13 protein-coding genes are annotated in these 14,343 nt (G+C 40.1%); 4 read left to right on the top strand and 9 right to left on the bottom strand.

The features are described from left to right. Positions 1-84: 84 nt before the first annotated feature. From LEP1GSC195_RS04685 to LEP1GSC195_RS04700, 4 genes are read left to right on the top strand one after another with little or no spacing between them, the layout of a single operon-like run. Entirely contained in the window at positions 85-765 is a 681-nt protein-coding gene (locus LEP1GSC195_RS04685; RefSeq protein WP_015680430.1) for a DUF6989 domain-containing protein, read from the top strand. Further along, positions 749-1,699 carry an LA_2486 family SGNH/GDSL-type esterase gene (locus LEP1GSC195_RS04690; protein ID WP_015680356.1) on the top strand — a complete coding sequence of 317 codons (951 nt, stop codon included), beginning with the start codon at positions 749-751 and terminating at the stop codon, positions 1,697-1,699. The genes LEP1GSC195_RS04685 and LEP1GSC195_RS04690 overlap by 17 nt, the downstream gene beginning before the upstream one ends. Positions 1,700-1,741: 42 nt before the next feature. Continuing rightward, positions 1,742-2,980 (top strand): LA_2490 family SGNH/GDSL-type esterase, encoded by a 1,239-nt coding sequence (locus LEP1GSC195_RS04695; protein WP_015680276.1) that lies wholly within the window; start codon positions 1,742-1,744, stop codon positions 2,978-2,980. A gap of 1 nt (position 2,981) precedes the next feature. Beyond that, the gene (locus LEP1GSC195_RS04700) at positions 2,982-4,412 is read left to right on the top strand and encodes an MBOAT family O-acyltransferase (protein ID WP_015680494.1); all 1,431 of its coding nucleotides are present in this window, start codon (positions 2,982-2,984) and stop codon (positions 4,410-4,412) included. Positions 4,413-4,533: 121 nt separating this feature from the next. Here LEP1GSC195_RS04700 and LEP1GSC195_RS04705 read toward each other — a convergent pair whose 3' ends face one another. From LEP1GSC195_RS04705 to LEP1GSC195_RS04745, 9 genes are read right to left on the bottom strand one after another with little or no spacing between them, the layout of a single operon-like run. Then, positions 4,534-5,124: a LemA family protein gene (locus LEP1GSC195_RS04705; protein ID WP_015680325.1), complete on the bottom strand. Its 591-nt coding sequence runs from the start codon at positions 5,122-5,124 to the stop codon at positions 4,534-4,536. A gap of 54 nt (positions 5,125-5,178) precedes the next feature. After that, the gene (locus LEP1GSC195_RS04710; protein ID WP_015680223.1) at positions 5,179-6,336 is read right to left on the bottom strand and encodes a DUF1343 domain-containing protein; all 1,158 of its coding nucleotides are present in this window, start codon (positions 6,334-6,336) and stop codon (positions 5,179-5,181) included. Then, positions 6,333-7,226, bottom strand: a complete 894-nt coding sequence (locus LEP1GSC195_RS04715; RefSeq protein WP_015680427.1) for a prephenate dehydrogenase — start codon at positions 7,224-7,226, stop codon at positions 6,333-6,335. Before LEP1GSC195_RS04715 ends, LEP1GSC195_RS04710 begins: the two co-directional genes overlap by 4 nt. Beyond that, complete coding sequence (gene pheA, locus LEP1GSC195_RS04720; RefSeq protein WP_015680371.1) at positions 7,223-8,314, bottom strand: prephenate dehydratase; 1,092 nt, start codon at positions 8,312-8,314, stop codon at positions 7,223-7,225. Before pheA ends, LEP1GSC195_RS04715 begins: the two co-directional genes overlap by 4 nt. A gap of 1 nt (position 8,315) precedes the next feature. Continuing rightward, positions 8,316-8,945: an SMC-Scp complex subunit ScpB gene (gene scpB / locus LEP1GSC195_RS04725; RefSeq protein ID WP_015680406.1), complete on the bottom strand. Its 630-nt coding sequence runs from the start codon at positions 8,943-8,945 to the stop codon at positions 8,316-8,318. Positions 8,946-8,951: 6 nt separating this feature from the next. Continuing rightward, on the bottom strand, positions 8,952-9,695 hold the full coding sequence (locus LEP1GSC195_RS04730) for a segregation and condensation protein A (RefSeq protein ID WP_040506364.1): 744 nt from the start codon (positions 9,693-9,695) through the stop codon (positions 8,952-8,954). A gap of 3 nt (positions 9,696-9,698) precedes the next feature. After that, entirely contained in the window at positions 9,699-10,061 is a 363-nt protein-coding gene (locus LEP1GSC195_RS04735; protein ID WP_002975323.1) for a response regulator, read from the bottom strand. A 1-nt stretch (position 10,062) separates the two neighbouring features. Continuing rightward, the gene (locus tag LEP1GSC195_RS04740) at positions 10,063-11,130 is read right to left on the bottom strand and encodes a protein-glutamate methylesterase/protein-glutamine glutaminase (protein WP_015680437.1); all 1,068 of its coding nucleotides are present in this window, start codon (positions 11,128-11,130) and stop codon (positions 10,063-10,065) included. After that, positions 11,127-14,330 (bottom strand): chemotaxis protein CheW, encoded by a 3,204-nt coding sequence (locus LEP1GSC195_RS04745; RefSeq protein WP_015680401.1) that lies wholly within the window; start codon positions 14,328-14,330, stop codon positions 11,127-11,129. The genes LEP1GSC195_RS04740 and LEP1GSC195_RS04745 overlap by 4 nt, the downstream gene beginning before the upstream one ends. Between the last annotated feature and the right edge of the window lie 13 nt (positions 14,331-14,343).

A 14,343-nucleotide genomic window follows, 5' to 3' on the forward strand; every position in this document is an offset into this window, starting at 1 on the left:
CCATGATGCCATTTTCATTTTTTAAGCCCACTCTCTTTCAGTTTCGACTTGCATCCTATTGATGAATCGTTAAAGTTCGAAGCGATGAAACCTAAGTTCCTTGCAGAAGAATTCCTTTTGGCTTTGTATTTTATAGTATTTGGCATTGTATCCGGACTTGTTCTGTATTTGGGGCAATCCTCCGCCGGAATCAAACTGGCATCGCTCACACTTCTATTCCATATCAGTTTTGCGGGATTGTGTTTGGTATTTCGTTGGTATACACCTTTTCGTATATGGAAATTCCTTGTTCCCTTGTCTATCCTTATGGTATTTCCGGATTGGTTTCTGTCTGCCGTATTACAAACATTAGTATTTCCAGAAGATGGATTTTTAAAGATCGGAACTGTTTCTGGTTATATGGCAGGACTTTGGGCCATTCCACTTTTCATCTGCGTATATACGGGAATCAAACTAGAAGAAATGTCGGTATCTATTGTGGGAACTTGCCTTTGGGTAGGAATCTGTGCTTTAGTGATCTTTGGGACTTCGGAAGCCACGATGTGGGTTTTAGGATCTTGGTATGCCCAGGATGTAAAGATGTGGGGAAAAGTCGCCTACTACGTGCTAGTTCCTGAGATGGTTTTGGGAATCACCACCTACCTAGCTTACCAAGGTTTTTCGTATTCGGCCTATATATTCCAAATGGCAATTGGATTTTTAGTGATGATCCTCTATATTGGAAATCTTTCTTTCTTTTATCTCCTCATTGAAAAAATTCTATAAAATTTTTGTATCGATTGTTCTTGCCACTCTCCTAGTTTTTTCTCTGGGAGAGGTGGCCTTAAGGTTCCAATCGAAAACTGATTCAGACGAAATTCGGTATAAAAAAATCCATTGTTTGTATGGACTTTCTGAAATTCGCCTTTGCCCCAATGTGAAAGATCAATTTACCCGTAAAGATGGGAAAACTTGGGACATCCAAACCAATTCTTTAGGAGAAAGAATTCTATCTTATAAAGAAGAGACCGCCAACCTATGGTTAATCGGTGATTCCATGGCAATGGGTTATGGTTTGCCGTCAAAAGAAACTCCGGCTTACTATCTAAAATCCAAATACAAATTAGAAACCCGAGTCATTGCAGTCGATGCCATTGGAACAAATGGAATTTTAAAACTTCTTAAGGATACACTGGCTTCCGCAAAACCAGACGATCAAACAAAACAAATCTACTGGATCTGGAATCCATCCGATTTCATTGACGATACAGTAGAAAAAAAAGGAATAAAACGTTACCTTTATCCCATCCATTACCAACTAATTCGAAGTTCTTACCTTTACCGCAAGCTTCTTCCCCCACCCCCTGCCAATGTGTACACTTCGTACGGAACCCCCATTCTTTATCCTAAAAACCATACCACTTATACCAACTTAAAAAAGTTTTTCACTGATCCATCGATTCCAAATGACAAAATTTCCGTCCTCTTTAGTTGGGGGATGTCAAGAGAAGGAAATCCTGATACCAAAGATCTCAATTATGAAATGGCAAAAGATTTCTTTAGGGAGTATGGAGTGAAAACCATCGACCTACGGCAAAGAACAGAAGGTTTGTTTAAAGAACAAAAACAAGTTTATATCCCCAATGATGGACACCCAGGCCCGGCCCTAGCAGAACTTTTTGCCGATGCCATAGCTAAGGCCTTCCAAAATTCGCCTTAGAAATGCTTGATTCCCAGCCTGAATTCTAAAGTTTAGAGGGATATGATTCAAAACTGGAAACGATGGGGAGCCATTGTCCTATTTTTCCCGTTCGTGTTGCTGTCTTTGGAATTGATTTTACGCCTTTCCAATCCACCTGCCTTACGTTACTACCGTGATGTCAAACTCCTTCATGCCTACCATCCTGAATACGGAGTGGCCTTAGAACCCAATGAAAGTCGTTTCGTCCGCCACTATGCAGATTTATGGCAGGGTCAGTTTACAACCAATTCCCTTGGCCTTCGGGGCCTCGAAGAACCAATTCCAAGAAAACCTAAACTTCTTTGTCTCGGAGATAGTTTGGTGATGGGATTTGGTGTTTCAGATGAAGATACTTTTTGTTCTCTGCTCGGTGGGTTCGAAGAGAAGGGAATAGTTTACCAAAGTCTGAATTTGGGTGTAGATGCTTACGGATCTCTTGGGTCTTACAAACGCCTCAAAGATATGTCCACAAAAATAGACAACATCCAAACAGTTCTTTTTTTTATCTCACCCAATGACTTCACAATGCCAGAAGAACTTCGCGCCCAAGGAATCCTTCCTGATGATGAAAACGATGCACTTCATGAAAATGATCCTGTTTGGAAAAAAAACTTCCACATTCAATTCGAACTCACAAGGATTTCTTATCTTTTGCAAGCTTTAAAACTTGCTTATGAACAAACAAAAGTTAAGATAGCGCAAACTAAGTATTTAGTTTCTACTGATACAGAACAACTCACAACCTCTCCCTTAGTTTATTTACGAGAAACTTTTTTCCTTCCCGTCAAACAACAAAAATGCGAAGAGAATACCGAATTTATTTGCCCGACTCCTTTACAAAATTTAAATGTAGTTTGTTCGGATACTCCTATTGATCCGAGTTCCCTCGATCCATTACCTGAAACCACAACGAGAGCCTATGATTTGATGATTGGGCTTTCAAAAGAAAAAGGGTACCGGTTTGTTCCGGTCATCCTTCCCATGCAAATCGAAGAAGTGTATTGTAGACAAATGGGAAAATTTAATGCTCTCGGAACCTACTCTATGCGTGCGAAACGTTATCTGGAATCCAAAGGAGTAAAAACACTCGATATCCTTCCCTACACGGACAAAATGTGCGGTCGTGAGTTTACCTTTCGTGGGGAAACAAAAAAAGCGGGAATCCAAGACTATTACATTCCTGGTGATGGCCACCTAACCAAGTTAGGAAATTTATGGGCCGCTGAATCTATCAGCCATGCCCTAAAGGAAATAAAATAACATGCTTTTTAATTCCGTTCACTATTTGCTATTTGCACCCGTTGTTATCCTCGTTTATTTCCTTATCCCCAAACGATTCCAAGGGCTTTGGTTATTCATTGTAAGCTTGTATTTCTATGCCATTTTTAGGATTCCTTTTCTCATCTTACTCGTTTTTTCTTTTGTTATTACAAAACTTGCAGTCGACTATATGGAGTTAGCTTCTTCAAAAGCAAAAAGACTCTTTTGGTTGAATGTTGCCGTTTGGAGTAACTTAAGTTTACTTTTTGTTTTTAAGTATTTAGATTTTTCCATTACTGTTTGGAACCAAACCTTTTCTGTGACTCCTTGTGATCCAGAATTTGTCCAAAAGTCTGGAATTCTTCTACCTATGGGAATTAGTTTTTTCACCTTACAAGCAGTATCTTATGCCGTAGATGTTTATAAAGGTGTGGTAGAAAGGGCGAAGTCCATATTCCATTTCGGACTCTTTCTCGCATTTTTTCCCCAACTTGTGGCAGGTCCCATCTTACGGGCAAGTGACGTCCTACATCAGTTTTTAGATTCCAAAGACTTCACAAAAGAAAACCTCAAACAAGGGTTAAAACAACTCTTCTGGGGAATTTTCAAAAAGACTTTCATTGCTGATCCCATATCGTACGTAATCGATCCCATGTATGCAAATCCCACGGAATACAATTGGATTGCGATGTGGATAGCAGCTTCTCTTTTTGCTGTACAAATTTATTGCGATTTTTCCGGATACTCTGACATCGCGATTGGAACGGCAAGGATTCTAGGTTTCCATATTCCTAAGAACTTTGATCGCCCCTTTTTATCGGGAACACTCAGCGAACTTTGGAGGCGTTGGCATATCTCTTTTAGTTCTTGGTTACGGGATTATGTTTATATCACTCTCGGTGGAAATAGAAGAGGTGAGATTATGGCCTATGTGAATCTTTTTATCACAACCTTTGTTTCTGGAATTTGGCATGGGGCCGATTGGACTTTTGTTTTTTGGGGAACCCTCCACTCCACTATGATGGTGGTCGAAAAGTTTGTCTTTAAATTTGAAACAATGCGTAAAGCTTGGAACAAAGTTCCGCGTGCCATCCAACCTTTATATCCAGTTGGTATTTTTGTACTGTCTTGTTTTTTCTTTCGAGCCAAAGCCACACCTGAGGTTCCCACGGGAATGGGTATAGCCAAAATCATGTTAGAACGTGCCTTTACCGGAGTGAGTGGAATCTATCCACAAATGAGTATTAGTTTAGTGATCCTTGTTGGATTTCTGTTTTTAGTGGATATCCTCCAAGACAGAAAAGAAGATCGGTTTGCCTTTATCACAGACAATCTCTACTTCCTGATCCCAACTTGTATTTTACTCTATATCACTTCTTTTATCATTTATAGTGTAACGGTATCGAGCCCTTTCCTCTACTTCCAATTCTAAATAAAAAAGCCGGTAAAATTACCGGCTTCATTTAAACATATTGTGTTCGTTTTGAATTTGATCTTAATTAAATTCAAAACGAATACAATTTGAATTTTAAATATATTTCTTCTATTTATATTTAGAATTCCACTTTAGGAGCATTTTCAATCGTCTTTTGGTCTTCTACTGTGAAAGTTGCTTTCGAAGCATAACCAAATGCTTTGGCTGTAAGAACCGCTGGGAATTGGCGAATGTATACATTGTATTCTTTCGTTGATTTGATAAAGCGATTCCTCGCTACTGTGATTCTATTTTCTGTTCCTTCCAACTGTGCCATTAAATCAGAAAAGTGTTGGTCTGATTTTAATTGTGGGTAGTTTTCTTGGATCATAAGAAGTCTAGACAATGCAGAACCCAATTGGCCTTGCGCTTGATCAAATTGTTTTAAACTTTCAGGATTGTTTACAAGTTCAGGAGTTGCTTGGATAGAACCAATTCTGGCTCTCGCGTCGGCAATCCCTTTCATAATATCTTTTTCTTGATTTGCAAATCCTTTGACTGCAGAAACCAAATTGGGAACTAAATCAGCTCTTCGTTTGTATTGGTTGAGAACTTCCGCCCACGAAGCAGTGACTTCTTCATCCAACTCTTGGATACGGTTGTAACCACAGTTGGTAAGCAGTGTTGCCATAAGGGAAACTAGAAAAACGGTTCGAAACATTCTTGTCATGGTGATTGTATACCTACGGATTAGTCGGTCTGCAACACCAATTTGTTAAAAAAATTAATAACGGAAGGCTTTTATGGTCTGTACCCAACGTTTTTCTGATTCCTTTAAATAGATTTCCAGGTCAGAATCAGAAAGTTTTCCGTTCAAATAGTCTAAAAGAATGGGGTCACCCGTTAGAAGTTCGATGGCAGGCCTGTCCGAACGGAACTCATACACGCCTTTTAAATATTCAAAATCTTTTGGAAAAAGTTCCGCCAATTGTTTCAAAAAAAATAAAACAAAATAAAGAGAGTGGAACTGTTTTGGTTTTAAAACCATCAACTGGTATCCTTCGCAAATCGAACCCGCGTATTTATGAAAGGTGGGTAAAAAACGTAAGTTCCGTAAAAGATAAGTTCCCGGTTGGTGGGACAACATTCGTTTGTCCAATTCTTCTTTTGGTTTGCCTAGAAGATAAGGAGCACCAAAGGTTTCGAAGGGTTTGGTAGTCCCACGTCCTTCGGAAAGATTTGTACCTTCTAACAAACACATTCCCGGATACACCAAACAAGTATTTTGTGTAGGAATATTCGGAGAAGGAGGAACCCACTCCAAATGCGATAAAGATTTTGGATGAATCACACCCACAGGTACAACGACAACATCCACTTTAAACTGAAAGGTTTCATTGTAATAAGATAATAGTCCCCCAGGTGTCAGTCCGTGTCTATGTAAGACAGATGGTACTCCCACAAAGGACTCAAATTCTTTTTGTAGGGCAGTGCCTTCTACTTTTTTGCCTATGGGATTGGGAGAGTCCACCACCAAAAGCAAGGGAGCCTTTCCCGTTTCTTTTTTCAAACGTGAGATCTCACCTAATATATAATAAGCGGTAGTTAAAAAAGTATAATAACGAGAACCCACATCTTTGATATCAACAATAACGACATCAACATTGGTCAAAGTATCTCTTGGAGGGATTAGACTTTTTTCTTCTTTTCCATAAAGATTAACAATCTGCATGCCACCGAAGAGATACTGCAGTTCATCCCCACTCACCTGGTCTTGTAACTCAGCGAAGAGTCCATGTTCTGGTAAAATTATGGTTTTTAGATCAAAAATTTCGGAATATGTTTGGAAGTGGTACTTTCCACGAAAACCGAAAGCACTTTGGTTGGTAAGAATGGCCGCCTTACAGCCGCTTAACTTATTAATGTTTTTTAAAAACTTCATTTTGATTTTCGAATCTGTTCTTTGTTTAATAATGCCAATTCCCAAAATTTTCGAATTTTCCCTTCGTCAAAAGGAAGATCCGGTTTCAACAAATCACGAACCTCGGTCAACTGGTGGATGAATTCATCGATCGACTGGTATAAAAAACTCTTATTCTCTTTGAAAATGGAAATCCACATATCGGGATTGGATCCGGCAATCCTTGACATATCCCGAAACCCACCACCAGTGATTGGTTTTGGACTCCCCAACACCTCTTTCATAGTAGTTGTGTTAGCTCCTGCAACATTCACAAGAACTGTAGAGACCACATGGGGAAGATGGGATAAATTCGCCAAGGTTTCATCGTGAGATTTAGAATCCATCTCCATTGTCCAAGATCCAACCGATTCCCAAAACACACGCACCCACTCCAAACTTTCGTTAGATGCCGATTGGGGAGGAGTCAAAATACAAAGTTTATCTGCATAGAGATCAGGGACTGCTGCCTCTGGACCTACTTGTTCGGATCCGCACATAGGATGTGTAGAAATATAATTATGTGTATTGCTACCGTAATAGGCCTCTACCGCAGAAACAATGGTCTCTTTGGTGGATCCTAAATCCATAAATATAGTATTTCCCGATTTAGGTAAAGTGGGAATGATTTGTAGAATAGATTCTACCGGAGTGCTAAAAACAACCAAATCGTAGAGAGTCCAATCTGGTGATGTTAACTCTTTTTGTAAAAAAACTTCGTTGGCTAAACTCTTTTCGAGGATCGTGATTTTACTTTTTTCGGAACGAATGACAGCCGTGATGAAAACATCTGGATATTTTTTGCGTAACGAGAGAGCAAGGGAGCCACCCATAAGCCCCATGCCATAAATCAAAACCCGGTTTAGGTTCATGTGGGAAAGGATCCAGCCGTTGGATAGGAGCCGAGTAGTTTAAACAGAGTACATTGTGATTTTACTTTTTCCAAAAGCTCTGCAATTTTTGGATCTTCTTTGTGACCAATAAAATCTACGAAAAAATGGTACTCCCATAAGTTTCGTTTTAATGGCCTGGATTCAATTTTGGTTAGGTTGACTGACACATCATTGAAGGTTTTTAAAATAGCAAATAAAGAACCCGTTTGGTTTGGAATCGAAAACACAATGGAAGTTTTGTCTTCTTTGGTTTTAGGTGATTCTGTTTTACCGATCACCAAAAATCTTGTAGTGTTTCCAGAATAGTCTTCGATCCCTTCTGCTATCACATTCAATTGATAAATTTCACCGGCAATTTTTGAAGCAATGGCAAGTCCGTCTTTTCTTTCAGAAACTAATTTTGCCGCCATAGCTGTGGAAGAAGTATCCACTACTTCTGCATTGGGAAGGTTTGCCGAAATCCAATTGCGGCACTGTTCGTTCCCAATCCGAATTCCATAGATTTTTTTAACTGCAGAAAGATCGGTTTCAAATCCGAGCAAAGAAAAGGAAATTCTTTGGTATAACTCTGAGTATACGATTAAATCTGTTTCCAGAAACATATCTAGAGTGGAGCTCACTTGGCCTTCTGTCGAATTTTCTACAGGAACCACTCCGTAATCCAACTTCCCCTCTTCTACCATTCGAAAGACATCGGGGATAGAAGTTTGCGGGGCCGCATCGATAGAGGTTCCAAATTTGGAACGCATAGCAGAATGAGAAAAACTTCCTTCGGGTCCTAAAAATCCAATCTTTAACGGGTGTTCTAAGGCGATGGTTCCAGACATCATCTCCCGATAGATCGCACGAATCACCGATGATGGAAGTGGTCCACCCGATAACTTGGTTACTTTCTCATATACATCTTTTTCGCGATCCGGTCGGTAAATAGGACCACCGGATTCTTTTTTGACACGTCCAATCTCTTGTGCAAAACCAGCCCGTTTTTGAATGAGTGCAATGATTTCAGTGTCTAATGAATCGATTCCAGCACGGAGTTTTTTTAATTCTTCTTCTGCACTACTCATTTTAAGCCCCGTCTTGTAATTCTTCTGGTAGTGTACTCAAATCGAAATCAGGATTCATTTCTGTTTCATCGGTAACAATGATGGATTCAGGAGAAAATTCTTCGAACTTAAGTTCCTTCACTTCCACAGGTGTAGGAAGGTCCGTAAGTTTGCTGAGTCCAAAGTGTAACAGAAATTCGTTTGTGGTTCCGTATAACGTGGGTCTGCCGGGAACTTCTTTTTGACCCACAGCTTTCACCAATTTTTTAGACATGAGGCTTGCCACCATGGCACGAGAAGAGACACCGCGAATTTCATCTAACTCTGTTAGTGTAATGGGTTGTTTGTAAGCTATGATAGCAAGAGTGTCCAAAGTTCCCCGAGAAAGGGTTTCTCTTTTTTTATCTTTAAAGATATGTGCGAGAACTTCGCTGTATTTTTGATTTGTGATGAATTGGTAACCACCAGCAATTTCTCTAAGTAAAAAACCGCCTTCTTTTTCTTGGTAGTCGAGAATGAGTTCGTCTAGGAGTTCTCGGGCTTCTGTTTTTTCTATCCCGGCAGACTTGGCAAGGGCAGACAATTTGATCGGATCCGAAGACAAAAAGAGAAGCGCCTCAAGAAGGCCCTTGGTATAAGTTCTTTCTTCCAAATTGATCTAAACCTTGACTATTTTGATTTCACCGAAAACTGCATGTTGGAGCACTCTGCAAACTCGGATTTTAACAACTTCCAATACTGCCAGGAAGGCAGCGACGATTTCTTTTTTTTCCGGTTTTTCTGATTCGAACAAATCCATAAAGTGGATTTCGCCAGTATTATCTAAAAGATTTCGTAAATACTCCATTTTGTCCTCTACGGAGTATTGAGCCACACCCTCGTAGATGGGTAGAAGGTCTTCTACCTCATTGGAACTTTCCTGTTCCAAAATAGAATTAAATGCGGAGATGAGGTCCACAAGGCTTACGTCCAACCAAACTTCCGTTTCATCCAAAACCTGGTTGGTTTCCCGGGTGAACATTCCCGCAGTCAACCGGTCCAACTCCGCCAAACGTTGTCCGGCCATTTGGAATTTTTTGTGTTCTAATAGTTTGTCTACGAGTTCCTTCGGAAGAGGAGGATTGTAATCCTCTTCCTCAAAACCAGGATCCGGCAATAAAGCTTTTGATTTTAAATATACCAAATGAGCCGCCATCACGGCGAACTCAGATGTAAGTTCAATCGACAAAGACTGACTCGTTCTCAAAAATTGAATGAAATCGGATGTGATACGCGAAAGGGAGACTTCAAAAATATCAACCTTATAACTATCAATCAGAGACCATAGAACCGTTAACGGTCCTTCTGTCAATCCTCCGTCCTGGTTCTGCCACCGGACGATAAACTCCGGGGTTTGGGACACGGTTTATAAACCCAGTGCTTTTGCTGCTGCTTGTTGCAATCTTTCTGGTGGGAAAGGTTTTACAACAAAATCCTTTACACCCATCTTAATTGCCTTCGCAAGTAGATCTTCTTGACCAAGTGCCGTTACCATAATGATTTTGGCTGAAGCATCAAATTTGATAATTTCTTTTGTTGCTTCGATTCCATCTTTTTCACGCATGGTAATGTCCATCGTGACCAGATCTGGTTTGAGGTTTTTGTATTGTTCCACCGCAATATTACCATTCTCTGCTTCACCTACGATCTCGTGACCTGCCCCAACTAACGCATCTTTTACGAGCGTTCTCATGAATTTTGCATCATCTACAACCAAAATTCTTGCCATGTTAATTCCCTCTCGACTTTAATAATTCAATCATCTTTGGTACTAATTCATCTACCGGAAGAACAAAATCAATTCCTCCCAGTTCCACTGCAACACGGTTCATTCCATAAACTACCGATGTTGCTTCATTCTGCGCCAGAGTAATACCTCCCTTGGCGTGAATGTTGTTGATTGCGTGTGACCCGTCTTTTCCCATACCAGTCATGATCATGGATAAAAGATGATCCCCACCGTAAGCTTCAACCATACTATCAAACAATACTTCTATCGATGGTCTGTGTCCATTGACTTGCCCTGTGTGGGTGAGTTCAATGACATGATCCTTTCCCTTGGTTACTACCTTCATTTGGTAATCACCAGGAGCGATGTATGCGGTTCCCGATTGTACAAGATCACCATCTTCCGCTTCTTTCACTTGTATTTTAGACAAGGAATTCAATCTGTCTGCAAACGCCTTCGTAAACCCCGCAGGCATGTGTTGTACCACAAAGATCGGTTTTGCAAAGTCTTCTGGAAGACTCGCAAAAACAGTCTGCAAAGCTTTCGGTCCTCCAGTGGAGGTTCCAATTCCGATAGCCTCTACTTTGATTGGTTTTTGAAAACTTTTATTTAATTGGCGTTCAATTCGCTCTGGTCGAACCAAAGTTTCGATACTAGGCAGTCTAGAATCGGAAAATCCTTTAATTTTTGCGGACAATACCGCAGCAATATCTTCTGGAGAGAACTGATTTCCACTGGACGGCTTCGGAATGAAATCTACCGCCCCAAGTTCCAATGCTTTGAATGTGGCATCAGCACCATGTTGCGTAAGCACCGAAAGCATAATCACATGGCTTGGCAGTTTTAATTTTTTGATCTCTGCCAGGGCCGTCAGACCATCCATTATGGGCATCTCAATGTCCAAAACAATAAAGTCTGGTTTTAGTTTTCCTGCTAAATCAATACAATCCATTCCGGTTTTACCGGTAGCGATAACCTGCACTTCATCCTTTTTGGTGAGGGCATCACTTAATATATTCCTCACAAGAAGTGAGTCGTCTATGATGGCAACGGTTGGTTTTTTATTCATGATTTATGAATTAAATCTACCAGTTCGTCAAAATCAGGTAGGAATACCAAAACACCAATTAGGTTACTTCCTTGGTGGTTAAATTCAGTGTGCATGGATAAAAACTTTGTTCGTTCCGGTTTCACAATGTCGATTACATCCATAAAACTACCGGTAATCATTTCAGGAACTGAAGGCAAAATTTCTTTTTTCAATTTATTGGAAAGTGAGTTCATCACACTCGAACAAACAATATTAGAAATTTCCGATAATACAGAGACCATATCTTCTGATAGTTTATGAAGACTACCTTCTGCATATTTTGCATCTTCGGAACCCAAAAGTTCTTTCGCAATTTCAGATCCATTCTCTTCAGAAAACATCATAAGAAGATTTCCGTTAAGGTCTCCTGTCATACGAATTTTCATTCCAAAAAACTGATCCATAGAGTATCTAAACTCTTTTGCCAGTCCTTCGCGATCGGTAAGTTTGATTTCAGGGATAAATAACTCTACGTCTTTACCAACTAACTGAGAAAGTACGACACCAGCATTCATCATACCTGTATTGACGATGTTCTCTAGTTTTTTGATATCTTTCGAAGACATGATCTCGTTAATAGCTTCTGAATTCAAAGCAGCCACTTGATTCAATCGTTCTTCTTTTTGTTCCACAAAACCTTTGATGATTTCTGCGGCCTGTTCTCTTTCTGTTAATTTGACATTTTCAATCTTTGCCACATCTGCCAAACGATGGATTTCATCTGTTTTGTGATCAATGACAAGGGTTGCTGTGGATGAGTGTGAAGATCCACCGGAATCTCCATTCACTACAGTTTCAGTTTTGATCACTTCAGTGGCGATTTTGAGGTTGGTCGCAGGCTCTTCTGCATACACCTCTTCTTTCGGAACTATGATATGTTTTTCTATTTTATGTTTATCTTTTTTGACACGTGATTTGTCTTTTGCACGTAATTCAATCAACTTCGCATTGTAACGATTGGTAGGGTGATTGGATTTGAACATAAATTCAGAATCCGACATTTCGAGAGAACGAATTGTAGATGCTCGTTTCATCATCTCACCGGCAACCAACTGGTCAGTCCAATCGACTTTGTCCGCAGCAATCTCCACAAGACCAGGGATGTCTAAAACAAGAATGATGGTTCCATCACCCATGATTGTTGCACCTGTTAGACCTTGGATGTCTTTGAAGTTTTTACCAAGAGATTTGATTACGGTTTCATGTTTTCCAATTAAATCATCTACCATAAATCCCAGTTTTCTCGTTTTGTAATTTACGATGACTACAGGAACTTCCACCATTTCTTGTTTGTCGGCAAGCCCGAGGATACGATTCAAACGGTAGATAGGCAATACCTCTCCCCGTAAGTTGATGATCTCGTGACCTTCAAGAGTGGTAATTTGGTCCAAATTAACTTTGATGGTTTCAGATACTTCTGATAGAGGAAACGCATACACTTCTTCTTCCATAATCACGAGAATGGATGGAATGATGGCAAGTGCTTGCGGGAAAGAAAGCGTAAAAGAAGAACCTTTACCTTCTTCCGAATGGATGAGGATTTTGCCTTTAAACTCTTCGATGAGTTTGTTGACTACGTTCATCCCCACACCACGCCCCGAAATATCGGAAATTTTATCCGCAGTGGAAAAACCAGGAGCAAAGATAAACTGAAAGATATCTGATTCCGAAAGGTTTTGGGCATCTGACTCATTCACAAGCCCACGTTCGATGGCTTTTTTTAGAATTTTGTCTTTGTTTAAACCCTTACCATCGTCGCGGATTTCTACAAGGATATTGGACCCACCTTGGTAAGCATTGAGTTCCACCGTTCCTTCTTCTGGTTTCCCCGCTGCTCTTCTTTCGGCAGGAGATTCAATTCCATGGTCTACGGAATTACGAATGAGATGGATGAGTGGCTCGCCAATCGCATCGATTACTTTTTTATCAAGTTCTGTGTTTTCACCGCGAAGAACTAAGTTTACTTGTTTTCCGGTTTCTAAAGAAAGATCTCGAATGAGTCTTGTGAACCTGTTAAATACAGATCCAATCGGAACCATTCGAATGTTCATAATTCCCGTTTGTAAATCTTTGGAAATTCGATTGATTTGATCGATTTTTCCTTTGAGTTCATTGAATAATGAATCTTCGCCGAACTGTGCCACTAAATCATCATAGATCTTTTGGAATCCAGAGTTTGTGATTACAAGTTCTCCAACGTTATTCATCAGTTGGTCTAGTTTGTCAGAAGAAACTTTAATCGTTCTCATTACCACTTTGGAGTCAGTTACCGCCTTATCAAAATTAGCAGAACCTTTGGTGGCATGTTTTTCTTCTGAATCGGACTGGCCTGACGGATGGTTTGAAGTTTGGATAGATGTAGAATCGGACCTTTTTTCTAGGGCTTCCATTTCTGTTTCTGGGAGTTTGATTTCTTCCACAGAAAGTGAATCCACCATATCAATATTACACTGAACATGTAACTCGTGCCTGTTTAGTTTTGTGACAGTCACAAAGGAAAGTGCAAAACTCCCCTGGCCATTGTCCAGAGCATCTTCGGTAGGATTCATTTGATGATCACACCCGACTGTTTTGACGGATTGCAAAATAAGGAGAAGCCTTAAGTTCTGCATCGGGGTATCATTTTTTAACTTCAAGTTCACAGAGAATGCAGTAAGGTCACTATCCTCTTTTAAGGATTGGCGAATTTCAGAAATTTCTTCTTCTGTGAGAGTGATGGAAGAATTAGTGTTATCTGTAGTTTTATCAGAGCCACTTGATTTAGGAGCACCAGAGCTAACGCCAGTTTGAGTCTGAGAAGCCTCATAGTCCTGGAGTTTTTTAATCATATCTGTAAAAGGTGTCTCCACCTTAACTCCGTTGGCAACTCCTTCGATCACCTGTTTAATAAGATCAAAACATTCAAATAATAAATTTACCAACTTAACGTTGATTTCTAAACTCCCTTCTCGAATTTTCTGGAGAAGGTTTTCCATCGTGTGAGACAAATCGGACAAGTTATAGAGTCCGACGAAGGCAGAGGAACTTTTTAAAGAGTGTGCCGCACGAAAGATGTCATTGATGATTTCCGGGTTTTCATGATCCTTTTCGAGTTTCACCAAATTGGAATTTAATTCCTCAATTTGATCCTCGGATTCTTCCAGGAAAACTTCTGTGTATTCGCCTAAAATTCCAGCCAATGTCGTATCCCTT

It is taken from the genome of Leptospira wolbachii serovar Codice str. CDC (assembly GCF_000332515.2).
Lineage (GTDB): Bacteria > Spirochaetota > Leptospiria > Leptospirales > Leptospiraceae > Leptospira_A > Leptospira_A wolbachii.

Coding starts and splice junctions, on each gene's coding strand:
- LEP1GSC195_RS04685 (WP_015680430.1), top strand. CDS start 85: ATGAAACCTAAGTTCCTTGCAGAAGAATTCCTTTTGGCTTTGTATTTT.
- LEP1GSC195_RS04695 (WP_015680276.1), top strand. CDS start 1,742: ATGATTCAAAACTGGAAACGATGGGGAGCCATTGTCCTATTTTTCCCG.
- LEP1GSC195_RS04700 (WP_015680494.1), top strand. CDS start 2,982: ATGCTTTTTAATTCCGTTCACTATTTGCTATTTGCACCCGTTGTTATC.
- LEP1GSC195_RS04705 (WP_015680325.1), bottom strand. CDS start 5,124: ATGACAAGAATGTTTCGAACCGTTTTTCTAGTTTCCCTTATGGCAACA.
- LEP1GSC195_RS04710 (WP_015680223.1), bottom strand. CDS start 6,336: ATGAAGTTTTTAAAAAACATTAATAAGTTAAGCGGCTGTAAGGCGGCC.
- LEP1GSC195_RS04715 (WP_015680427.1), bottom strand. CDS start 7,226: ATGAACCTAAACCGGGTTTTGATTTATGGCATGGGGCTTATGGGTGGC.
- pheA (WP_015680371.1), bottom strand. CDS start 8,314: ATGAGTAGTGCAGAAGAAGAATTAAAAAAACTCCGTGCTGGAATCGAT.
- LEP1GSC195_RS04735 (WP_002975323.1), bottom strand. CDS start 10,061: ATGGCAAGAATTTTGGTTGTAGATGATGCAAAATTCATGAGAACGCTC.
- LEP1GSC195_RS04740 (WP_015680437.1), bottom strand. CDS start 11,130: ATGAATAAAAAACCAACCGTTGCCATCATAGACGACTCACTTCTTGTG.